This is a genomic window from Echinicola marina, from assembly GCF_020463795.1.
Classification (GTDB): Bacteria; Bacteroidota; Bacteroidia; order Cytophagales; family Cyclobacteriaceae; genus Echinicola; species Echinicola marina.
Window position 1 is genome coordinate 1510882 of sequence record NZ_CP080025.1, and the last position, 24263, is coordinate 1535144.

At 40.8% G+C, this 24263-nt stretch carries 19 protein-coding genes; 7 read left to right on the top strand and 12 right to left on the bottom strand.

The genetic code is table 11. The features are described from left to right. The first annotated feature begins 94 nt into the window (after positions 1 to 94). The 3 genes from KZP23_RS06400 to KZP23_RS06410 are packed head-to-tail and all read left to right on the top strand — an operon-like array spanning position 95 to position 4020. Complete coding sequence (locus KZP23_RS06400; protein ID WP_226335267.1) at positions 95 to 1693, top strand: sodium:solute symporter family transporter; 1599 nt, start codon at positions 95 to 97, stop codon at positions 1691 to 1693. Positions 1694 to 1695: 2 nt separating this feature from the next. Then, entirely contained in the window at positions 1696 to 2757 is a 1062-nt protein-coding gene (locus KZP23_RS06405) for a Gfo/Idh/MocA family protein (protein WP_226335268.1), read from the top strand. A gap of 27 nt (positions 2758 to 2784) precedes the next feature. Continuing rightward, a complete protein-coding gene (locus tag KZP23_RS06410; protein WP_226335269.1) occupies positions 2785 to 4020 on the top strand; it encodes an enolase C-terminal domain-like protein in 1236 nt (411 codons plus the stop codon). Between the two features lie 158 nt (positions 4021 to 4178). On the opposite strand, the gene KZP23_RS06415 is transcribed toward KZP23_RS06410, so the two are convergent. From KZP23_RS06415 to KZP23_RS06455, 9 genes are all read right to left on the bottom strand, one after another. After that, entirely contained in the window at positions 4179 to 4856 is a 678-nt protein-coding gene (locus KZP23_RS06415) for a DNA alkylation repair protein (protein WP_226335270.1), read from the bottom strand. Positions 4857 to 4871: 15 nt separating this feature from the next. Continuing rightward, the gene (locus KZP23_RS06420; RefSeq protein WP_226335271.1) at positions 4872 to 5372 is read right to left on the bottom strand and encodes an SRPBCC family protein; all 501 of its coding nucleotides are present in this window, start codon (positions 5370 to 5372) and stop codon (positions 4872 to 4874) included. 19 nt (positions 5373 to 5391) lie between these two features. Then, positions 5392 to 5952 (bottom strand): YfiT family bacillithiol transferase, encoded by a 561-nt coding sequence (locus KZP23_RS06425; protein WP_226335272.1) that lies wholly within the window; start codon positions 5950 to 5952, stop codon positions 5392 to 5394. Between the two features lie 138 nt (positions 5953 to 6090). Continuing rightward, a complete protein-coding gene (locus tag KZP23_RS06430; protein ID WP_226335273.1) occupies positions 6091 to 7695 on the bottom strand; it encodes an arylsulfatase in 1605 nt (534 codons plus the stop codon). 26 nt (positions 7696 to 7721) lie between these two features. Continuing rightward, positions 7722 to 8186, bottom strand: a complete 465-nt coding sequence (locus KZP23_RS06435) for a hypothetical protein (RefSeq protein WP_226335274.1) — start codon at positions 8184 to 8186, stop codon at positions 7722 to 7724. A 232-nt stretch (positions 8187 to 8418) separates the two neighbouring features. Next, entirely contained in the window at positions 8419 to 8727 is a 309-nt protein-coding gene (locus KZP23_RS06440) for a hypothetical protein (protein WP_226335275.1), read from the bottom strand. Between the two features lie 2 nt (positions 8728 to 8729). After that, positions 8730 to 10043: a PepSY-associated TM helix domain-containing protein gene (locus KZP23_RS06445; protein WP_226335276.1), complete on the bottom strand. Its 1314-nt coding sequence runs from the start codon at positions 10041 to 10043 to the stop codon at positions 8730 to 8732. Positions 10044 to 10113: 70 nt separating this feature from the next. After that, positions 10114 to 12522 (bottom strand): TonB-dependent receptor, encoded by a 2409-nt coding sequence (locus KZP23_RS06450; RefSeq protein ID WP_226335277.1) that lies wholly within the window; start codon positions 12520 to 12522, stop codon positions 10114 to 10116. Positions 12523 to 12958: 436 nt separating this feature from the next. Beyond that, positions 12959 to 13726, bottom strand: a complete 768-nt coding sequence (locus KZP23_RS06455; protein ID WP_226335278.1) for an META domain-containing protein — start codon at positions 13724 to 13726, stop codon at positions 12959 to 12961. Between the two features lie 362 nt (positions 13727 to 14088). Here KZP23_RS06455 and KZP23_RS06460 point away from each other — a divergent pair, with 362 nt between their 5' ends. From KZP23_RS06460 to KZP23_RS06475, 4 genes are all read left to right on the top strand, one after another. Beyond that, entirely contained in the window at positions 14089 to 15453 is a 1365-nt protein-coding gene (locus tag KZP23_RS06460; RefSeq protein WP_226335279.1) for a TrpB-like pyridoxal phosphate-dependent enzyme, read from the top strand. A gap of 65 nt (positions 15454 to 15518) precedes the next feature. Continuing rightward, the gene (locus tag KZP23_RS06465) at positions 15519 to 17366 is read left to right on the top strand and encodes a sulfatase family protein (protein ID WP_226335280.1); all 1848 of its coding nucleotides are present in this window, start codon (positions 15519 to 15521) and stop codon (positions 17364 to 17366) included. A gap of 19 nt (positions 17367 to 17385) precedes the next feature. Beyond that, the gene (locus KZP23_RS06470; protein WP_226335281.1) at positions 17386 to 18279 is read left to right on the top strand and encodes a LysR family transcriptional regulator; all 894 of its coding nucleotides are present in this window, start codon (positions 17386 to 17388) and stop codon (positions 18277 to 18279) included. A gap of 79 nt (positions 18280 to 18358) precedes the next feature. Further along, complete coding sequence (locus KZP23_RS06475) at positions 18359 to 19342, top strand: YeiH family protein (RefSeq protein ID WP_226335282.1); 984 nt, start codon at positions 18359 to 18361, stop codon at positions 19340 to 19342. Between the two features lie 74 nt (positions 19343 to 19416). On the opposite strand, the gene KZP23_RS06480 is transcribed toward KZP23_RS06475, so the two are convergent. From KZP23_RS06480 to KZP23_RS06490, 3 genes are all read right to left on the bottom strand, one after another. After that, on the bottom strand, positions 19417 to 21522 hold the full coding sequence (locus KZP23_RS06480) for a protein-disulfide reductase DsbD family protein (RefSeq protein WP_226335283.1): 2106 nt from the start codon (positions 21520 to 21522) through the stop codon (positions 19417 to 19419). A 171-nt stretch (positions 21523 to 21693) separates the two neighbouring features. Further along, a complete protein-coding gene (locus KZP23_RS06485) occupies positions 21694 to 23082 on the bottom strand; it encodes a dipeptidase (protein WP_226335284.1) in 1389 nt (462 codons plus the stop codon). Positions 23083 to 23200: 118 nt separating this feature from the next. Next, positions 23201 to 24136 (bottom strand): hydrogen peroxide-inducible genes activator, encoded by a 936-nt coding sequence (locus KZP23_RS06490; RefSeq protein WP_226335285.1) that lies wholly within the window; start codon positions 24134 to 24136, stop codon positions 23201 to 23203. Positions 24137 to 24263: the final 127 nt, after the last annotated feature.

Below are 24263 nucleotides of genomic sequence, written 5' to 3' on the forward strand. Positions count from 1 at the left end.
TCTTTTGGACTAGATTAGTTATTTTTCGGGTGAAAATACTTGTCCTACCTTTGGTGCATTGTTTTCATTTTAAAACTTTAAATCCATTTTAGCATTGAATACCATATCTCCAATTGACTTAATGATCATCATAGCCTACCTCATTTTGATTGTGGTGGTAGGTCTTTGGTTTAGTAGAAAAAGTAAGAACAGTAGTTCTGGTTATTTTTTGGCTGGAAAGTCCCTTACCTGGTCGGTTATTGGAGCTTCTTTATTTGCTTCCAATATCTCCACGGTTCATTTGGTCGGACTGGCAGAGTCAGGATTTAGGGATGGAATCGTATGGGGGAATTTTGAATGGTTTTCGGCTTTTGAGTTGATTATATTGGCCTTTTTGTTTGTTCCTTTTTTCCTTAGGACCAAGATCGCCACCTTGCCAGAATTCTTAGAAAAACGATATGACAGTAGGTCCAGGATGATTCTGGCCATCTTTAGTATTTTGGCAGCCTTGTTTATGCATATTGGCGTGAGCTTTTATGCTGGTGCGGTGGTTTTTGAGCATATTTTTGGCTTGAACATCATGGTTTCCATTTTGATCATCGCCCTAGCCACTGGTATTTATACGATTATCGGAGGACTTACTTCGGTGGTTATCACAGAAACTGTACAGACGGTAATATTGATTTTTGGTTCTTTGGCGATTACCCTTTTGGCCATTTATAAGTTGCCTGAAATGGGTATTGCCTCCTATGATGCTTTAAAGGATGCGGTAGATCCAGACCGACTAAAGGCCGTAAGCTTTGACAGTGCCAAGAAGGGCTTCACCTTTATGGATATGCTTTTTGGGCATTTGGTTTTGGGGATTTGGTATTGGTGTACAGATCAGACGATAGTGCAGCGGGTATTGGGAGCTAAATCTGAAAAGGAGGCCAAGCTTGGGGCACTATTTGCCGGATTCCTAAAAATCCTTCCGGTTTTTATCATGGTGGTGCCAGGAATATTGGCCTATGCCCTTTTCCGAGAAGAAATTGGAGATGATACCAAGCAGGTATTGCCTGTAATGATTATGAACCTTTTGCCCATTGGTATGAAGGGATTGATGGTGGCAGCCTTATTGGCGGCAGTGATGAGTAGTGTGGCTGCAGCCTTGAATAGCTGTGCTACCCTGGTAGTTTTTGATGTTTTCTATAAGCTGAAACCAGATCTGTCCGATCAGGGTAAAGTACGAATAGGACGTATTACTGGGGTGGTGGTATTGGTGATGGCAGTAATTTGGTCTCCATTCTTGGGAGATCTTGGGGCCATTTTTGAGTTGATCAACCAGATGTTCAGCATTTTTGCACCCTCCATTGTAGCGGTGTTTTTATGGGGAGTCATTTCTAGAAAGGGTACTGCCAATGCTTCCTTTTGGACTTTGCTACTTGGTAGCTCCTTAGCGGCCATATTCTTTATCATTGAAAAGTACGTTCCTATAGCTGGAACAGCCAATTTTATTTCAAGTGAAGAAGGTTTAGGGCTTAACTGGTTGAGACAAACCTATCTATATTTTGGTATTTCGACCTTGATTTATGTCACGGTATCGGTTTTGGATACTTCTAAACAAGATATTCCAGAGGAGTTTTACTTAAAGATGCACAAACCATCTCGTTTGGTCAACTATCTCAGTGTTTTGCTGGTACTCGTCATGTTAACGCTTTACTATATCTTTTATTAATTATGCAGATTAATCAGCGCGTTAGTTTACCAAATGAGCCATTGCCGATTGTGATTATTGGTGCAGGAGGAATTGTGAAAGATGCCCATTTGCCTGCTTATAAAATGGCTGGTTTTAGGGTTCAGGGCATTTTTGACCCTGATATCAAAAAAGCAAGATCACTACAGCAACAGTTCCCCGGAGTGGGACAGGTTTATATGAGCCTTAGTGATTTGATTGAGGATGGCCTTGCGACCAGGGCCGTTTTTGACATCGCAGTTCCTGCAAGTAAAGTGAACAGGATATTGGAGGAATTGCCCAAGGGGGCTGCCGTACTCATCCAAAAACCCATGGGGGAGACATTGGAGCAGGCTGAGGCTATTCATGCGATTTGTCAAAGAAAAAAACTTGTCAGTGCAGTGAACTTCCAACTTCGGTATGCTCCCTATGTTTTAGCGGCCAGGGATTTGATTGACCGGGGGCTTTTGGGAAGTATTTATGATATAGAGATCAAGGTAAATGTTTACACTCCTTGGCAGCTTTGGGACTTTTTATTTGAACTGCCGAGGATGGAGATTTTATACCATAGCATCCATTACCTTGATTTGGTCAGGAGCTTTTTGGGTGATCCGAATAAAGTATATGCCAGCACCATAAAACATCCAAAAATGCCAGATTTGGCTTCTACACGTTCGAGTATCATCCTTGATTACGATGAGTATACACAGGCACGGGTCATGACCAATCATGGACATGAGTTTGGGCTAAAGCATCAGGAATCTTACTTGAAGATTGAAGGTACCAAGGGAGCCATTAAAATCAGGATTGGGCTTTCTTTAGATTATCCCAAGGGCATGCCGCCAATAATGGAATATACGATTTTGGAAGATGGGAAAGGTTGGCAAGAACTGCCTTTGGAAGGTGGTTGGTTTCCACATGCTTTTGTAGGGACCATGGCCGGTCTTCAGCGGTTTTACCAAGGGGAAACGGAGGACTTGCCCCACAGTACGGCAGATGCATTACAAACCATGAAATTGGTAGAGACAGCCTACAGGTCCAGCGAAGAAGGCGGGACAAAATTTTGATTGATACAAAGATAATACTTAGAAAATATGAACTCAGTAGTAATTAAAAAGGGAATTGCAGAAGATGCACGCTTTGAACTAAAAGATGGTGCTGGATCAGATGCAGTTCATACCACACCTATTTATGCTTATGCCGTATGTCGCTTGCGAACAGACTCAGGGCTTGAAGGAGTGGGTTTGGCCTTTACTTTAGGGGCTGGAAATGAAATGGTATGTAAGGCAATATCCTATTTGGTCAAGCATCTTGAAGGAAGGGAAATTAATGAGTTGATGGCTGATTTCGGCAAAACCTATAAGGCCATGGTCGATGATCCCAATTTCCGTTGGTTGGGACCACATAAGGGAGTGGTGCATTTGGCAGTAGCTTCAGTGGTAAATGCTTGTTATGATCTTTGGGCCAAATCAAAGGGCTTACCATTATGGCAATTATTGATTGAACTAAGTCCTGAAGAAATCGTCAATACCTTGGATTTCTCCTATTGTGAAGAGGTACTTTCCAAACAAGAAGCCATTTCCCTGCTCAATTCCAAGAATAATGGAAAGATGGAGCGCAAAAAGATATTGGATCTAGGCTATCCTGGGTATGATACTTCTATTGGCTGGTTTAATTACTCTGATGAAAAAGTAGCTGATAATATCAAAAAGGCCATGGATATGGGTTTTACAGCCATGAAATTAAAGGTGGGATCCAAAGATGCTGCTAGAGATATCAGAAGGGCCCAAATGGTAAGGGAAATTGCTGGAGACAAGGCCACGATCATGTTTGATGCTAACCAGCAGTGGAACCTTCAGCAAGCCATTAGTATTTGTAAGGAACTTCTTCCTTTGAATCCCTATTGGGTAGAGGAGCCGACCCATCCTGATGATGTTCAGGCCCATGTGACTTTGGCCAAAGAAGTACCTGTTGATTTAGCCTTAGGCGAGCATGTGCCAAACAAGGTGATTTTCAAGAATTTCCTTCAATCTGGCTGTATGAGCTTTAATCAAGTTGATGCAGTTCGTGTGGGTGGGATTTCAGAATTTATTTTGATCAGTTTACTTTCGAAAAAATTTGAGGTACCAGTGGTTCCTCATGTTGGAGATATGGGACAGATTCACCAGCATTTGGTTTTATTCAATCATATTACCATGGACCATCCTGCTTTGCTTTTGGAGCATATTCCCCACTTAAAGCAATATTTCCAACATCCCGTACAAATTATTGATGGGCGATACAAAACTCCACAAGAACCGGGAATCGGTGCTGAGTTGATAGGTTATTGATGTGGATAAATGTAAACTGTCTGTAGAACTAGATGTATGATAAAAAATCGGCCTTATGATAAAAATCGGCCGATTTTTTTGTGCCTGACGAACAGCTGAAAATGGATCTTCAGTGGCGGTGTTTTTTCCTACCCCTGCTGATTGTGAAAGGAATCCGTTTATTTATTGTTGATAAGCCTTAGCGCTTCCTTTTTACTTAGCTTTGACAATGAGGTCTTTTCTACAAAGTCCATTACCCAGTTGGGATTGGTTTTGCTGTACTGCCGGAGAATCCATCCTATAGCTTTGTTGATAAAAAATTCCTTTGATCCAAGTAATGGTTTGATAGTGTGGACAAGTAAGTTTGTATCCAAGTTTTTCTTATAGTTGAGCTGAAAGAGTAGGGTTGAGCGCTGCAGCCATAAATGATCACTGGCCAACCACTTATCCACATATTTTTTTCGGTTTTGGGGGAATTGTTCAAAATAGGTCCCTATTAATTTTACTGCAATAAAATCCACCGTGTCCCACCAAGATTTGTTTTTAACCATGTATTCAAAAAGGTCTATGTCCTGAGGTTCAAGTTTTTTGACATATTTATAAGCTAATTCCTGGGCAAATAATTGGAAATCCCTTTCTGGTTTATTCCATAGGATTTCCACCAGTTCGGGCAGTTTGTCCTTGGGAGGAAGGTTGCTTTTCATAAGAAAGGGTTGCTGTATTTTTCTTCTCAAAGGAGTTTTGAGACCAAAAAAATCAAAATTATTTTTCATATAGGCTTTTTGGCCTTTTGCTACAATAGTATTGGCATGTAGCCTGAATTCATCTTCAAGCGTTCTTATGTATGCGTCTATCAAATCTTTTGTCAACAGTCAATCCATAAAAGATTGCATATCTTTATTCCTTAAATCAAGCCCGCCCTGCAAAATGGAATTAAGGTTTACCAAATAAAAGGTCCAGCCAGTCTTGCAACCTACATGATAATTTTCTTTGGTGGTACTGTAATGTGGAATATTTTCTTGGTCCAGTTGAATGATCGACTTATCCTTGTCTTTGTGAATGGTTACACTGACAATGCCAGCCTTTCCAAAACTGAATTTTAGGTGATCCTTGCCATTGAGCTCAATGATTTCTCCTTCTTCCATGACCGTGTCCGGATAGCCGTGCCATAACCATTTATAAGTGTCGAGTAGGTGGATAGGTTCTTTTTTGGTCCGGATTTTTCCAGAAGCATCTTTAAATTCTGCCGAACGTAGAAACCAACTCTCAAGCCCTGCTGAACTGGTCCAGGCATCATAGATGCTTTTTACATCACTCTTTATGGGGGTTTTTATGGTAAACCTGCTCCAGTCAAATGTACTATTTTCAGCCATGCTTATAGGAATTAGGGTTTTAGCTCATGTTGTCGTGGAATCTTCCATGAAACTTCAAGGCCTGTTTTATATGTGCCAGATGGTGCTCGCTGTGCCAGGCATACATGCCAATGGTTTCTTCCAAATGGATTTCTCTTCTATGCTCGGGGTGGTAATAAGTCTTTTTTAGCTCTTTTTCACCCAAGCTCTTCAGTAATAAGGTCCAGCGGTGGTGTAAGCTTGAGATGAGCATAAGGGAGGAGGAAAGATCCTTTTCATCATAATCTGCCAATTCCGCCCAGCGGTCTTCATAATAGGGTTTGATGCTAGGTGTATCTTCTGTCAGGGCCAGTTTGAAACGTATTATGCTGTTGAGGTGGCTATCTGCACAATGATGTACCAGCTGCCTGATATTCCAAGAACCAGGCCTGTATTGCCACTCTTTCTGTTCATCTGTCAGGTCTTGGCCAAGCTCTCTAATCCTTTCAGGAAAACTGGCAATGGTGTTTATCCAGCTTTTGATTTTTTCATCATCTATGGTCTTTGGACACTTGAAAGTGCCGATGGGGTATTTAAGTTGTTGAAGTTCAAGGTCAGTCATAAGGCCGTAAAATTTGATTGTTTTTACAATTTAAAAATTCTTTGGCGGAAACCTTGTTACTGATTGAAAACTACCGGTCCTTTTTGTCCCATCAGATAAGGGGCACATTGAGATAGTAATGGGGTACTAATGTAAATATTATTCGTTTTTTACTGACATTTCGTCTTTTTTCATCACATTGATCTGGCCTTTTCCCGCCCCATACAGACCATTTTTGAAGTTTCCATCACAAGCTTCCAGCATCATTTTTTTGAGCTGCTCCAATTTTTCCGGATTTTGCGATGCAAGGTCGTTTTCTTCTTTATAATCGTCGGGTAGGTAATAAAGCTCAAAGATATTCTTTCTAAGATATGACCTTATTTTCCAGCCATCTTTGGTGATTAAGGTGGGGCCTTCAAATGAAGAATGTACGATATAATCATGCTCTTTTTGCTCTCCAGTACCTAACAAGGTGCTTAGGAATGAGATACCATCTGAACCGGTTTTATTTGCAAATCCAGTCAGTTCTGCAAGGGTAGGTAAAAAGTCATAATTGGTGACCAATAAGTCAGAAGTACTTCCTGGCTTTATTTTGCCCGGCCAGCGTACGATCAAAGGAACCTCAATGCCCCCTTGCAAGTTGCTTCTTTTCATTCCTGCGCGGCCATTATTGCCATCGAAGACATCACCTGCCAGTTCACTGTAATACTTTCTTTCGAGATTGTCAAAGCGTTCCCTGGTTTGCATGTTAGTGTAAGGTTTCAATACCCGGTCTTTCATGCTGTAATAAATTTCATGGCCATTGTCCGAAGTGAAAATTACCATGGTGTTTTCATCCATTCCATTTTTCTCCAGTTCGCTGAGGATCTGTCCGACATTGTCATCCAGCATTTTTACCATAGAGGCATATTCTTTTTCGATTTGTGTCAAGTCTTCCAATTTGGCGATTTCAGGATGAACTGCTGGGATAGACACAGGTCCATGGGGCAGTTGGGTGGGGAAGTAAAGGAAAAATGGTTGGTCTTTCTTTTCCCGGATAAAACCTAGGACTTTTTCCATGAACAGGTTTTGGGAATATACTTTCTTTCCTGTCATATCCCACCGTTCTCTGTAGGCTTCCTCAGTTTCCATTTCAATGCTCTTACCACCATTGATAAGGGTATTTCCAGGGATTTCTACTAGCTCACCATTTTCAAAAAGAAAAGGCGGATAGAAACCATGTGCGCGCACATGGTCCAAATATCCTAAATAGTGGTCCCAGCCATGTCGCTTCATCTGCATATCTGAGGCCGAAAAACCCCATTCCAGCTTTCCAAACTGTGCAGTGGTATAACCCGCCTCTTGAGCCACTTGGCCGAGAAATACTTGGTCTTCGGGAATGGGACTGAGGACTGAATTGATCATGGATTCTATTTCTTCATGCTTGTATTTTCCTGTACTGATGTTTTCATAAAGTTTTGCATTAGTAATTTCAAACCCATCTTCATGACAATCATGCAAGCCACTGATCAAGGCCGCCCTTGCTGGTGCACAAAGCATACTTCCGCTGGCATTGGTAAAGCGCATGCCTTCTGCTGCCAAACGGTCAATATGAGGAGTGCTGATATATGGCTGGCCTTCATGACTAAGCAGCCCTTTTCCCAGATCATCTGCATAGATTAAGATGATATTGGGTTTTTCATTGTTTTTGGTCATTTTATCCTTACAGGAACTCACAATAAGGAATGATGCAATGACAAAAATGATTTGGGTTTTAATATTCATATTGTATAGGATGATATAGAGTTGGCTTACCTTACTTTGACTTCAGAAACCAAGGCTGCTGGATCCAGGACTTTTTGTCTTTCTTCTGGACTGAGTGATAGCTCAGCGATAGTTTTCGATTGTGAGGGTTTATGAAGGAGGAAGATAATGATCAAAATGCCAGCAAGTCCCAGGAACAAGATGTCTGCACTGACAAAATAGGCCACGATAGCCATGATCGCAGGAACTTCCAGCATTGCGTATTTCAACACCAAAGCAGTAATATATCCAGTGAGCTTGTCCTTCAATGATTTACACTGTTTATGTTTAATCAATTGCTTCTTGAAATAGATGCCGCTGCCAAAAATGGAAGCTAATACAAGACTTGGAATCAGAAACTTTAGAAAAAGATGAAAACTTTCATTGGGATGTTCAGGTAGTTCTGCCAAAAAGTAGGCGGCGGTAAAGAAGGCGATTTGCGTGATCAGTAACATGTTATAAAGAATAGACATGTTTTTGAAATACTCTTTCGATGATTGGGCCTGTGTACGCATATGAATTAGCTAGTCAGTTCTTTTGAAAAATAATATTAAGTATAAATTTATAAACTAACTAGATGGTGCATAGTCTACAGCCCAGATAGGATAATTGTTGATAGATTTTGAGCAAAATTATATGGAAACTGCGTGAGAGTTTACTGAAACAGTGCTTTTTATTAGAGAAAACTTTTGGGGAGATTTCATTTCAGAAGCTGTAAGCCAGCATACTGATCACTATGGCCAAAATGCTTATTCGTAGGTTTTTGGCCAATGCTGCCCATATACATATAGCAGTAGTTAACATATGTTTAATAGAAGAGAATTGTTGTGATGCCTGATAGTCTGACCAAGATCCTTTTCCTTCGTAGTAATAAAAAGTATCCATTTCAAAGAGCTCAGGAGTATTCAAGTATTCGGCAAAAGCATACAAGAAAAATACCAAGGAAACCATACCCAGGGCGAGTACTAATGGAACCAGGTAATGTTGGTTAAACTGCTGTGTTCTTGTTTTCATATTTAGCTGCGTAGACTTTTTGATGGCTTCAATTTACGTAAAAGCATTATTCCTAAGCTTTTTATGATAAATATCAAAAGTGATCCATACACTAAGCTAGTGACGATCAGGGAGGGGATTCCTATGCCGTAATGCATGCTTAAGATGGCGGTGACCACCAAGAAGGATAGCATGCCCAAAGACCATTTTGTCAGTGTCGTACTGATGGGTTGGGGATTGCTTGCTTTCTGCTTTTTGGTGCGCTCTAAGTAAATGATAAAGCCACTCAAGGAGAGGTAGGCAGAACAGAGTGCCAGAAAACAGTACAATAATTTCAAAGGAAGTCCTGCAAAGTCCCCAAAATGAAATGACTCCTGTACAAAGAACAGTTTGTCCCCAAAGTCCTGTTCGCTGATATTGTACCGATGTAGTTGGCGATAATCAGCCTTGTCCAAGACTAATTTATTGGTTCTTCTTTCATAGGTCTGGCCTTTTACATTTCCATAAATATGGATTAGAGCTTCTCCATTAGTCGTAGGGCGGATATTCCAAGGCTGCATTTCTGGGAATTCTTCCTGGATTCTATTCATTATTAGATCATAATCCAAAGGAAACACCGTGTCATCAGCTTTGCTAAGGGGCTTTTCATGTCTGATATAACTATTGGGCAGTTCCATGTCTGCGGCTTGCATCAAGTATGCCTGCAAGCCTAGCCAGGCACCAGTAACGGCGATTACGAAGTTAAATACCAAGGTGGCCACACCAATCATTTTGTGGATGTCTCCTTGAGTGATTCGGGTGTTTTTTTTACGGATTTCACCAAAGGCATGTGTTTTCATGAATTTTCCATAAATAAGGAAGCCCGTTAGGGTAGAAATCAATAGGGCAATTCCTGCCAATCCAACGATTTGCCTGCCATATTCTGCTTCATAAAACCGGACATGGATATTCCTGAGGTAATAGCTGAAAGACTCAAAATAGTTTCTTTGACCTAGAATTTCTCCGGTGTAGGGGTTGATATAGACCTCCCAAAACATGGGGTATAAGTCTTGGGCTTCTTTGGGTTTAAGGCGGATGTTCCAGGTGTCGACGTAAGCCTTTGGTAGTTCCACCTCAAAAAGGTTTTTGTCCGGATTGGCGGCCAAGGCCTTATTCACTGCCTCAGTCAAGGAAACGGTCTTGGATTGCTTTTCTACTTTGGTCAGATGGGGATTGAGTGCCCTGTCTATTTCGGGACGAAACAAGGCTGCTGCACCAGTGATGCACAGAAAGGCAATCACCACGCCGGTATATAGGCCCAGCCAATTATGAATCCGCCAAAGTAGTTTTGTATCCATATTTATAAACCCAAAAAACTTCCGGTGATTATCCGGAAGTTTTAAATGTTATTGTTCTATTTATTTTTAATTAGAAGACATAAGAAATGGTGGTCATTACATTCCTAGGTGCACCAGGGAAGGCTCTCAAGTAGTCATATCCACCTACCCAATGTTTTTTATCCAGTACATTGTTGATGTTCATTTGGATCTGGAATTTTTTCATTTTGTAATAGAGTGCAGCATCTACTAATTGATAGGAAGGAAAAACTGGCGGTTCTGCAGTTGACCCTAGTGAACCATATCTTTCTGTTACAAAGTTGGCGCCCAATCCAAATCCAAGCCCCTTAAAAGAACCATCGCTAATGATGTATTTGGTCCAGATATTTCCTGCATGTTTTGGGGCATTGGGTTTTTGTCTTCCGATTAGGTTTTCATCATCACTTTCTTCAATGGTCGCTTCATTAAAGGAATAGTTGGCCACTAAGCTCCAGTTATCAGTGATTTTTCCAGCAAGGTCCAGTTCAAAACCTTGGGAAACATCTTTTCCAGTTTGCATTAGCAGATCAGGGTTTCCTGGTTCATTGGCATTGTAAAGCGCACCTTTTTCGGTAAGGTAGTAAAGGGCAACAGAGGCGCTCAATCTACCTTCAAACCAATCGCTCTTTGCACCAATTTCTTTTAATTCACTGGTCAAAGGATCAAAAGGCCCTCCAGCAAGTGGGTCGTTGATTACACTGGCTGTTTGTGGTTGATAGCCTTGTACATAAGTACCATAAAGGTTGATATTAGTATTAAGTTCATAGACCAAACCCACTCTTGGAATCAGGGCGTTTTGGGTGACTTTTTCCTCATCTTCACTTTTGTAATTGAGTACATCCGTATAATATTCCTGTCTTAAGCCCAAAAGTACCTGTAGTTTACCTATGGTGGCTTGCTCTTGAATATAAATTCCGTTGGAGTAAAGCTGTGATTGGGCGAAAATATTAGTGCTGTACAGGTATTTGCTGATATCCCTGATCTGATTGGCAAATGGGTCGGTCAGATCAAAATGCGGTACTACAGGGATAGGGTTTCCATCCGCATCTAAAGCATATTGGTCTTTATTGGCAGGGTTATAAGAATTGGTGGCGCCACTTCCGTCGGCCAATAAATATCCTCTGGCTTGTATCTGTGAACCGCCTGGGTGAAGTACTTGCTGGAAGTAGTCATAGCCCAATAGCATTTTATGACTGACACTTCCTGTATTGAAATTGTAGTTGAAGTAGTTGTTGAAGTTATTATTGCTCCAACTTCTTTTTCTGATAGACATCCTCATTTCCACTTTTTCTGGATCTAGGCTGCCATCGCCAAGGGCGGCATATTTATTATTGCTTCTGTGTTCCAAGAGATCTTCCTGATAGTTGGATCTCATAAAGATGGAGTTAAAGCTCAGGCCTTCTGTAAATTCATGACGAAGGGAGATGGTGGCATTGACACTTTCTTCCTTTAAATAATCATTGGCGGCATTCAGGGCCTTTGTAGTTGGTACGGAATAGAGGTTTCCATCACCAAAAACCGCCTGACCTCTGTCCAGTCTACCGTCTGAGTTTTGGTAAACGATATCCAGGTTAAGTCTGGTTTTATCAGAAGGCAGGAAGGAGAATGAAGGGGCTACAACAAAGTTTTTGTCATATTGTAAATCCCGGAAATTACCGGAGTTTTCATAACCTAAGTTTAGACGGTACAGCAAGGTCCTGTCTTCGGTCATTGGACCGGTGAAGTCTCCCAAGACCCGGAAAGTATTGAAGCTTCCTACTGTGGAGGTGATGGACTGTCTTGATTCAGTCAGCGGTTTTTTGGTTACTCTATTGATGGTGCCACCGGCAGAAGCATTGCCAAAGAGGGCTGAAGCAGGGCCTTTGATGACTTCCACTCTTTCAATATGAGGGATCAGCTGTTGTTTCCAAAAGCTGGTAAATGCACGCATGCCATTCACCAAATTGCCTGATATATCTTGTCCCTTGATACGGTGGCCGCGGATCGTGATATCATTATAAAAAGTAAATTGATTTACGCCACTGATGTTTTTTACTACGTCATTTACCCTAAAGGCACCTTGGTCCAAGGCCAATTCCTTGGTGACATAGCCTATGGATTGGGGAACATTTTTGATGGGGGTGGAAGACTTAGTACCTATAAAGGAACTGGTGTTCTTATAACTGGTTTCTGCTCTACCAAGGATTTCCACCGTTTGAAGTTCCAATTCTCCTTCACTTAGGCTAATATCAATTTGAGTGGTTTTACCCGCGTTGATTTGTATTTGTCGGGTCAATGATTCGTAAGCGAATGAACTGAATTTGACGGTTTGTGGCCCTGTTGGAACATTGTCGAAATGGAATTTTCCATTTTTGTCCGTTAAAGCTCCCAAGTCAGTACCTTCTATCAATACATTGATGTACTCGATTTTTTTTCCTTTTTCATCGGTGACTGTTCCTTCTAGCTGGCCGGTTTGTGCCATAACCAATGAATATAGGCATACAAATAGGGTGAATAGTAAACCTTTTTTCATCATAGATTCTATTTAGACTAATTCTTAATGAGGGCAAAATTAAATCCGATTTGACTGTCTGACAAGGATTTTTTGATTTATTTAGATTTATTCTTATTAATGATAGTCTAAGCTATTACTTTTTTCAGTTCCTTCTTAGCTACGAGCCTTTGGATTTTAAGAGGATGACGGCTTTCTCTTTGTTGATCAAGCTAAAAGTGAATATCAGTCTGTGCCTATTTGCTGAGCAGGATATCCCAGAATTGATTTGGGATTAGAAATGCGAAAAAATTTACTCCTGATTTCTACGGGAAAAGGATTAAAAAATAGAAGATGCTGTCCCAAAAGCTCCTATCATAACAATGGAAGCAATAAATGGACAGCATCTTTTTATTTATCGTTTGGGTTAGTCGATTTTTCTAAACACCAATTCATTGTCACGATTACAGAGCCGTAACTTGCCTTCTTGAATTTGGTAGGTGTATTCTTGGTCATTGATTTTAGCAGTGAAAATTCCTTCTTCCTCCATTTTTGGGCAGGCCATCATGGTAGAAAGTGCCTTTCCGAATTTGATCTTTTGATCTCCCAAGCTGAAAGAGCCATTTATCCTGTTGCATCCGCCAAAGCCATAGAAGCGATTTTCCCTTAGATTAAATTCTATATTGGGAGCTTTGCCTCCTTCAAATAGCTTTTCTCCATTGATACTTTCCAATGCCCAGATATCATTCAGCCTATAGTCGCCTTGATAGTTTCCACAGCCACGGTATTCTTGGTATTCATTTTCTGATTTCAGCTTGGTTTGGATACTTACTTGGTAGTCAGATTCCTTGTCGGCCATGGTGTCTTGGCATTTGCTTCGGATAATGGTGACATATAAACTGCCTTTTTCTGTTTCTGCTCTATAACTAAGACCATTGACATCCTGTATGCGGATAGGCTCCGGAACAGGAGTGATGATTTCATATCCAGAAAGGGTGTTGAAAACCATTTTCTTGTCAAAATCTATCTTCAGTGACCAGAAAGGCTCATTGCCGCTGGCTTTGAAGTCGATATTGAAATCCTTGTCTTGTACGCTCATTTCTTGATTGTTTTCGCTTTTTGCCGGGATGTTCTTTTTGGAGCAGGAGGCCATGCCCAAAAGGCAGAAAAAACTTAAATAAATTACCTTTTTCATAATGCTATACTTTGTCTTTATGACGATACGCAAAACTTGAACCAAATGCTACGCTAAGTTGGTTTTGGACCTTGTGAAAGATTGTTAAATATGGTGCCAGGATCTTGTTAGACTTCTGCTTGTCTTGGATTTGTGTCAAAACGAAGGAATATATAAACGTGGGAATGCCCCATAAATGGAGGAAATCTCACAGGGATAATTGCAAGGGAAATGATATATTGATCATGTATCAATTCATTTATATAGATTTTTAGTCATGGTTAATTGGTTGTTGAATTAGTTGGTTTTTTGTCCAAAATCATCTCTTTTATTTTTATATTTCATTTTTTGAAAAATTCATTCATAATAACCTAAATGATCATATGAAAAACCGTAAAATTCTTCTTAGTGAAAGTGAAATCCCAGATAAGTGGTATAATATCGTTGCTGATATGCCCAATAAGCCACTACCACCGCTTCATCCTGTGACCAAAGAGCCAATTGGTCCTGAAGCATTGGCAGACTTATTTCCTGAAGAACTCATCAAACAAGAAGTTACTACTGAAAAGTGGGTAGATATTCCAGATGAGGTAAGAAATATTTATTCCATTTGGAGACCAACGCCAATGTATAGGGCCTATGGCTTGGAAAAGGCTTTGGATACACCTGCTAAAATATATTATAAATATGAAGGTGTGAGCCCATCTGGTTCTCACAAACCTAATACTGCTGTTCCTCAAGCTTACTACAATAAGCAAGCAGGCGTCAAAAGAATAACTACTGAGACCGGTGCTGGACAGTGGGGAAGTGCCTTAAGTTTTGCTTGTAAACACTTTGATATAGACTGTGAGGTGTATATGGTGAGGTTATCCTATGATCATAAGCCATACAGAAAAGTGATGATGAATACCTGGGGAGCAAAGGTTTTTCCATCTCCTTCTGAGGCTACAGAAGTGGGCAAGAAGATTTTGGAGAAGGACCCTAATACTTCAGGTTCTTTGGGGATTGCCATTTCTGAGGCCATTGAACGCGCTGTAACAGATCCTGAAACTAAATATGCTCTGGGAAGTGTGCTCAACCATGTAAAGCTTCATCAGACTATCATTGGCCTGGAAGCTGTGAAGCAAATGGAAAAAGCAGGAGATATGCCGGATATTGTGATTGCGCCTTTTGGCGGTGGATCCAATTTTGCCGGCTTGGCCTTCCCTTTTTTAAGGCTGAATTTGGAAGAGGGGAAAAATATACGCTGTATTGCCAGTGAGCCTACTTCCTGTCCAAAATTGACCAAAGGGGTGTTCAGGTACGACTTTGGGGATAATGTAGGAATGACGCCACTTTTGCCCATGTACACCTTGGGCCATAATTTTGTTCCGGCGCCTATCCATGCCGGTGGATTGAGATATCACGGGGCAGGGGTGATTGTAAGCCAATTGCTAAGAGATCAATTGATAGAAGCGAGTGCCCATGATAATATAGAAGTATTTGAAGCAGGTGTAACTTTTGCCCAAGCTGAAGGGATTATCCCTGCTCCTGAAGCGACACATGGAATAGCGACTGCCATCAAGGAAGCTCAAAAATGTAAGGAAGAAGGTGTCTCTAAAACCATTCTTTTCAATCTCTGTGGCCATGGGAATTTTGATATGAAAGCCTATGAAGATTATTTTGCCGGAAAGATCGTCAAGCACGAATTAAGTGATGAGGATATCCAAAAATCCTTAGCTGAATTAGATACCCCTTTGATCTCATAATTGACCTTTTGGAGCCTTATAATTAAGGCTCCAAATTTTTATTTCCATCGCCAAAACAAGTAACAATGCCAAAATTGATCACCCAACTTAGTTTATTATTCATGCTAAGTATTGTCCTTAGTAACCCTGCTTTTGGACAGAAACATCCCAATATTGTCTGGATTACCTCTGAAGACAATTCAAAACATTATCTATCCTTATATGATGAAAATGGGGTCAATACCCCAAATATTTCCGCTCTTGCTGAAACTGGGTTGATTTATGATCATGCATTTTCCAATGGTCCAGTGTGTAGTGTGGCCAGGTCTACCTTGATTTCAGGTTGCTATGCGCCTAGACTAGGAGCAGAATATCACCGAAAATTGCAAAAAGTACCTTTGCCCAATGAGTTAAAGATGTTTCCCACATACCTGAGAGAGGCGGGTTATTATACCACCAATAACGCCAAAGAAGATTATAACTTCATCAAAAATGAAGGCGTTTGGGATGACTCTTCGAATGAAGCCAGCTATAAAAACCGGGAAGATGGACAGCCTTTTTTTCATGTGTATAATATTGCTTCCACGCATGAGGGGAGTTTGCACTTTGATAAGAAGGTAATGCAAAAAGAGCCATTGAGTGAATTGCCTAATCCGAAGGAATTGGATCCACGTCATCCAAAGACTGATTTGTTCGAATACACAAGAGCTAGGTATCTTTCTAAAATTCAGGGCATGGACCAAAAAGTAGGAGAACTGGTTGCTGAACTGGAGAAAGAGGGATTACTTGATGATACTTTTATTTTTTACTATGGAGACCATGGTGGGGTTATGCCTGGAAGTAAGGGCTATTTATATGAGACAGGACTGCATGTTCCCTTAGTTATCCACATTCCAGAAAACTTTAAGGACATGGTGACTTATCCACAAGGAAGTCGAGTGAAGGAGTTTGTGAGTTTTGTGGATTTCGGACCAACTGTATTACAACTGGCAGGAGTTGATATACCCAAGGAAATGGATGGAAGACCATTTTTAGGATTGAAAAAGGCTTATAAAGAAGACAAAGCCTACGGGTATGCTGATCGATTTGATGAAAAATATGATTTGGTGAGGTCCTTAAGGAAAGGTAAGTATAAATATATCAGAAATTACCAGCCATTCAATTTTGATGGACTGATGAATAACTACCGCTATAAGCAAATGGCCTATAAAGAATGGTGGGAGCTATATAAAAAGGGAGAATTAAATGAGACCCAAGCGGCCTTCTTTGAAGGAAAGCCTGTTGAAGCACTTTATGATTTGGAGAGTGACCCATATGAAACAAATAACCTTGCGAGTGATCCTATGTACAAAGAGGCTTTATTGGACCTTAGACAGGATTTGCAAAAATGGGTAAAAGGAATGCCGGATTTATCCTTTTATCCAGAGTTTTACTTGATCAAGAATGCCTTTGATAATCCAGTTGAATTTGGAAAGGAGCATCAGTCCGATATCAAGGCCTATGTGGATATCGCTGATTTAAGTTTGGAGAAATTCGAAAATGTGGATAAGTCAATTAGAAAGGCTTTGTCCAATAATGATCCTTGGAAAAGATATTGGGGGATTATTGCGGCTAGTAGCTTTGGGAAAGAAGCTCTTGGCTTGAGAGATACCATTGAAAACATAGCCTCCAGTGATTCAGAAATGATAGTGAGGGTGCGGGCATTGGAATTTTTGGGACTAAACGGTTTGACTAATCCTGTTGAAGAAATGACCAAGGCTTTATACCAATCAATGGATGGTACCGAGGCACTATTGATCATGAATTCCATTGTTTTGATGCAGAATGGAAAAGGTCAATATGAATTTGATATTGACCCCAAAAGGATTTCTGATGAAGTAAAAAAGAATGAGGAAGCCAAAAGAAGGTTATTGTACTTGACCTCAGGTTCCTAAAAAGTCTTACCTTCACTTTATGTTTGATTTTAGACTTCAAGTGTTTCATACGGTGGCCAAGCGGCTTAATTTTACCAAGGCTGCAGAAGAATTGTATATTACCCAGCCAGCTGTTACGAAACATATCCGCCAGATAGAGGCACATTATAAAGTAAAGCTATTTGATCGGCAGGGCAGTAAAATTTCACTTACTCCTGCCGGTCATTCCCTGTTTGAGTATGCAGAACAGATTTTTGCGATATACCGAAATTTGGAGTTTGAGATGAACAATTTTGCCCAGTCCCATCGGGGATTGTTGAGGATCGGGGCGAGTACTACAGTGGCGCAGTATCTCCTTCCGCCTATTTTGGCTTCTTTTCATGATAAGTTTAAGGATATCAGGCTCAGTTTGACCACCGGTAACACCGAACAAATAGAGCGGCTGCTGCACAATCAGGAAATTGATTTGGGTGTAATAGAGGGACATTCAAAACAGACCTTGTTCAAGTACACCGAATTTATCAAAGACGAACTTTTATTAATAGCCAGAACTGGCCATCCGAAAGGAAAGAAGGGAGCCATTTCAAAAGAAGAATTACTGGAGACATCTTTATTATTAAGAGAGCCAGGTTCAGGAACACTGGAGGTAATTGCCCATGCCCTCAAGCCCTTGGGCATAAAATTGGGGCAGCTCAAGAAGGAAATGCAATTGGGAAGCACGGAAAGTATCAAGCGGTATTTGATGAACTCCAATGCCATGGCTTTTTTATCAGTATTCACGGTGTTAAAGGAGCTTGAGAATAAGGAATTCTCGGTGATAGAAATGGATGAACTGAATATAGAGCGTTATTTCTTTTTCATCCAGCCTCATGGTCAAGGTGATTCTTTATCAGATTTGTTTATGAAATTTGCCCTTCATTATAACCTCAGGTAATCAGTCATTGCTAAAAACAATTTCCATAAGTGATTGAATTGCTTCAACTTTGTTTCATCCCAATTAGAGGTAATAGAAGATGGAAAGAAGCAATCATATCGGCACTAAGATTATCGGATTCCAAAGATTTTTGGACCGGGCAATTAGCTTAAGGCAATTGCTGTTTGTTTTGGCTGGGATTATCTGCTTGTTTCCATTTGTATCGGCATCCTTTGCTTTATTGTTGGGATTGGTATTTGCCTTTTTTGTCGGTAACCCAATTGGAGAAAGTGGGCAAAAGCTGACCGACTATCTATTGCAGCTGGCAGTGGTGGGCCTTGGTTTTAGCATTCAAGCACCAGAAGCTATTGCTATGGGAAAGCAAGCGTTTCCATTGATTTTGACAGCAATCCTAAGTACGCTGGTTCTTGGATTGGTAATAGGAAAAGTCTTTAAATCAGGTCAGGCACTATCTTTTTTGATTGCTGCAGGCACGGCCATTTGTGGAGGAAGTGCCATAGCCACAGTTAGTCCGGTCATCAAGGCCAAGCAGAGTGAGGTGACCATTGCTTTGGGTGCTGTATTTGTCTTAAATGCTTTGGCATTGTTTGTATTTCCCTTCATAGGCGACTTGTTAGGTCTAAGTCCTCAGCAGTTTGGAACTTGGTGTGCCATTGCTATTCATGATACCAGTTCTGTGGTGGGTGCGGCCAGCCAGTTTGGTGATCAGGCTTTGGCCATTGCGACCACTTTGAAATTGGCCAGGGCAATGTGGATAATTCCTGTGGCACTGATTGCAGCCGTAGCGTTTTCTAAGAAGGCCAGTAAGGTAAAGATTCCTTATTTTATAGGGCTTTTTGTAATTGCAGTACTGCTCAATAGTTATTTGCCTGAGATTGGAATGATCAGGTCATATATCGTTAGCCTTTCTCATGCATGCATGTGCCTGGCAATATTTCTGGTAGGAAGCAGTTTGTCCAAGAAAGTACTTTTCAGCGGAGGCCCTAAAATATTATTGCAGGCTAGCTTGCTTTGGTTGGTCATAGGATCCGCTACTTTATGGGCGATCATCAAATTTTATTAATAACCACAACTCCATATACAAAAAAGGTGCTGAATTTGTTTTCAGCACCTTGATTTTAAGCAATATGTTTAGGTTTATTTTTCAAATTCAGCCTTGGCATTGTCCAGGAATTCTATAAAATTCTGCGGATCAGTATCGTAGGCTTTTGGTCTTATCAACATATTTTCTTGATTGTCCAAAATGACATAATAAGGCTGTGCATTATTATTGAATCGTGTGATCTGGAAATCAGCATTCTGTTTGCCAATGGTTTTCTTCACTTTATTGTCATATTCAGATGTATACCATTCTGATTCTGGAAGTTCAGTTCTTTCATCGACATACAATGCCACCAAGACGAAATCATTTTTCAATTTACTGAGCACTTCCGGATTAGACCAAACCTTTGCTTCCATCTCCCTACAGTTAACACAGCCATGACCGGTAAAATCTATGAAAAGTGGTTTGTTTTCTTTTTTAGCAACACGAAGGGCTTGTTCATAATCAAAATATCCTTGTAGTCCATGGGGCCAATGAAGTAAGTCGGCATATTTTGGTGCTTCGGTCATTTCACTCTCAGAAACAGCAGCCCCTTTATTTTCACGGATCAACTTTTCCAAATTGAAATCATGGGTAGCCATTGGAGGGAGGTATCCGCTCAGTGACTTAAGTGGGGCACCAAATAGCCCTGGGATCAAATAGATGACAAATACAAAGGTGATGGTGGCCAGAAGCAATCTAGGTACACTTAGGTTCTCTAGAGGTGAGTCGTGTGGCAAGCGTATTTTACCCAGTAAATAAAGTCCAAGTAAGGCGAAGATTACGATCCAAATGGCTAAATAAATATCCCTGTCCAATAGTCCCCAATGATAAACTTGATCGGCTACACTTAGGAATTTGAAGGCAAGTGCAAGTTCCAAAAATCCCAATACTACTTTAACAGCGTTCAACCAACCTCCAGACTTAGGAAGGCCGTTCAGCCATTCTGGGAAGATAGCAAATAGGGTGAAAGGAACTGCGAAGGCCAATGAAAAGGCAAACATACCTAGGATTGGCTTTATGATTTCACCACCCGCAGATTCTATAAGGATGGAGCCTACAATCGGGCCAGTACAGGAAAAGGAAACCAACACCAAGGTGAAGGCCATAAAGAAAACTCCTGTCAAGCCTCCTTTATCTGCTTTGGCATCCATCTTATTGACCAAGCCACTTGGCAAAGTGATTTCAAAAAGGCCTAAGAAAGCCAATGCAAAGAAAATAAATACCAAGAAGAAGAAAATGTTTGGCAGCCAGTGAGTGGATAACCAATTGGCAAATTCAGGGCCTTGGATAGCAGCGACTAAGGTTCCTGCCAAGGTGTAAATCACAATAATACTGAGCCCATAGATAAATGCATTTTTTATTCCATGTGATTTGTTTTTACTTCTTCCTGTGAAGAAGGTAACTGTCATGGGGATCATTGGGAAAACACAAGGGGTCAGGAGTGCGGCTAAACCACCTAGGAAAGCGGCAATTAGAAATGGCAGCAAGTCTGTGGCATCGCCTTGTTTGCCTTCCGGATCACCTGAAAGGTCAGTGGTTTGCTCACTAGGTTTCCTTTCCTTTTCTGGACTCTCAGCTTTTTCAGTTTTTGGGACTTCTTTATTTTGAGCTTTTTCTGACTCTTCAGAAGTTTGTTCTTTGAAGGTTGTGACAGGCTCTTGAGTTTGGGTATTGTTAGTAGCTTTGGCGCTGAAGGTTTTGGAGAAGTCTTCTTCATAAGGCACGCATTGCCCGGTTACATCAGAGCACATTTGGTAGCTTACTGTGGCATTTGTTTTAACTTGTTCGGAAGTGATCTTGATTTTTTGCCTAAACTCGCCTTTGCCTGTAAAGTAGCTTACTTCACCTTCCCAGATTTTATCTACCTTTCTTTTGGGATCTATGGCTTTGAGTTCGCCCACCCTTTCTAGTCCTTCAGATCCCTCCAAGCTCAACTCAGTAAGCATAGGGCCCAAGTCCGGATCGAAATCATTTGAATAGATATACCAATTTTGCGGAATTTCTGCCTTAAAAATCAGTTCTATTTCTTCGCCAACTTCAGCTGATTGATCAGATAGGGACAGTTCCCATTTTGGTGGCTGGATAATCTGTGAAAAGGCACTTACACTTAGTAAGCATAAAATGAAAGCAATACGGAATGATTTTTTCAATGTGCTCATGCGTCATTAATCAATGGATTGATTACAAAAGGCAAACCTTTGTTAATAAGTTCCTAAAAACTAAAACCACAAGGTTTTACTGCTAGGTTAATTTCTAATTCTTTCTGGAATCTTGAAATTTAACCAACGCAATTTAATCCTTGTGGTTTCGAAGGCTTAATTATTTTTTTCTTATTTATTGGAAAGTTTTTTGAATTCTTTAAAGTACTGAACAATGGTTTCGATACCTAAGAGGTAGTTTTTGATACCATAGTGTTCGTTTGGAGAGTGGATAGCGTCCGTATCCAAACCAAATCCCAATAGAATAGGGTCAAGGCCCAATTCCTCTTGGAAAAGGGAAGTGATGGGCACTGATCCCCCTTCTCTGGTAGGAATGGCTTTTTTGCCAAATACTGTCTCTACGGCTGCTTCAGCTGCTTGGTATCCTACAGAATTGGTAGGAACCACGGCTGGTTTTCCTCCATGGTGAGGGGTTACTTTCACCTTTACAGAATCTGGCGCTAAAGATTCAAAATGCTTCTGGAAGAGTTCAGCAATCTCATGGTGGTTCTGATGTGGTACCAGTCTCATGGAGATTTTTGCATAGGCTTTTGAAGGCAATACAGTTTTGGCACCTTCACCGATATATCCACCCCAAATACCGTTTACGTCAAGGGTAGGCCTGATACCTGTACGTTCTAAGGTAGTAAAACCTGCTTCACCTTCGACTTCCTTAATGTCCAGCTTTTTCTTATAGTCATTGAGTTCAAAAGGCGCTTCATTCAATTTTTTCCTGTATTCATCAGAAAGCTGTTCTACTTTATCATAGAAGCCTGGAATAGTGATCTTTTTGTCTTCATCCTGAAGTTGTGCGATCATCCTGCAAAGCACATTGATAGGGTTGGCCACGGCACCGCCATAGGTACCACTATGAAGGTCTCGATTAGGTCCAGTAACTTCTACCTGCATATAGGCAAGACCTCTCAGACCAACCGTTACGGAAGGAGTGTCCAAGGAAATCATACTGGTGTCAGAGATCAGGACGACATCTGCTTGCAGTTTAGCTTTGTTTTCTTTGATGAAATTCTCAAGGTTATCAGAACCTACTTCTTCTTCGCCTTCGATCATGAACTTCACATTGCAGACCAATTCGTTTTCGGCCATCATGGTTTCAAAGGCTTTGACATGCATATAAAACTGTCCTTTGTCATCGGCTGATCCCCTGGCGAAGATGGCTCCCTCAGGGTGTAATTCAGTCTTTTTGATGACTGGTTCAAAAGGGGCCGAGTCCCAAAGCTCATATGGATCCGCAGGCTGTACATCATAATGACCATAAACCAAAATGGTCGGAAAGCTAGGGTCGACGATTTTCTCCCCATATACTACTGGGTAGCCAGGGGTTTCGCATATTTCTACTTGATCAGCACCTGCTTTGATCAGGCTGTCCTTTACATAATCAGCTGCTTTAAAGACATCGGATTTGAACTTTGGATCAGCACTTACTGAAGGAATGCGAAGCAAATCAAACAGTTCTTGGAGGAATTTTTCCTGATTTTGCTTAATGTATTCTTTAGCTGCCATATTTGGGATTTTTATATTAAATATGAGAAAGCCCAAAATTACATTATTAATCAATGAATTCCAGCCAAGTGCGCATTTTCCAATCAGTTGGGGATTAGGATCATCTCAAAGCCTTCTCTCAATATTTGAATTTTACAATCCTCCCATGGGCCTTTGAGGTCATGTTGGCTGGAATAGAAGCCGTGATTTCGTTGTAAAGCAACTCTACCAGTCTTTTTTTGAGGAAGCTTCTGTTGAGAATGATACTCACTTCCCTGATAGGATCTTCTCCAGCAAATGGGCGAAGTCTGGTTTTCTCCTCCTCACTGAGTTCGTATGTGGCCAATTCGGGTAAGAGGGTGACGCCTTTGTAACGGTTGACCATGTTTTTTAATCCCTCTAGTGAACCACTTTCATAGTGGAAGTTCATCCTTTGGAATTTACTTTGTTCGCAAATATTGAGGACTTGATCACGGAAACAATGGCCCTGTTGAAGCATCCAAAAATCGTCCCCCATGAGGTCTTCCACTTTTACCTCCTTATTGGCTAGTAATTGATGTCCTTTTGAGAGGTAGGCGTAGAATTTTTCATAAAACATGGGCTTTTCTATAATGCCCTGTTCTTCCAGTGGTGTTACCACAATGCCTAAGTCCAGTTCGTCATTACGAAGCCGTTTGACAATTTCTTCGGTAATTAATTCTTCTACCTGAAGTTGGACGTTGGGATATTTTTCAAGAAAATTACGGATAAAGAGGTGCAACAGGTAAGGGGCCAGTGTAGGGATGATACCCAATTTGATTACGCCGCTGATATTTCCTTTAAGCTGGGCAATGAGCTCATAGATCCCTTTGCTTTCAGAAACCACCTTTTTGGCCTGTTCGATAAGCTGGGAGCCGATCTCAGTCGGGATGACTGGCATTTTGGAGCGATCAAAGATGACTACATCCAGTTCACTTTCCAATTTATGGATCTGCGCACTCAAAGTGGGTTGTGTGACAAAACATGCTTCTGCAGCATGTCCAAAATGGCGGTGTTTATCTACTGCCAAGACATATTCCAATTGCTGAATGGTCATATCATCAATGCTTTTTAAAGCCTATAAAAACTAGCTGCAAATATATATGTTTTTTCTTTTTATTTAGATTTGATATAAATAAACATGTTAAAATTATAGAAAAGGATAATTTCTTGTTTAAATGTCT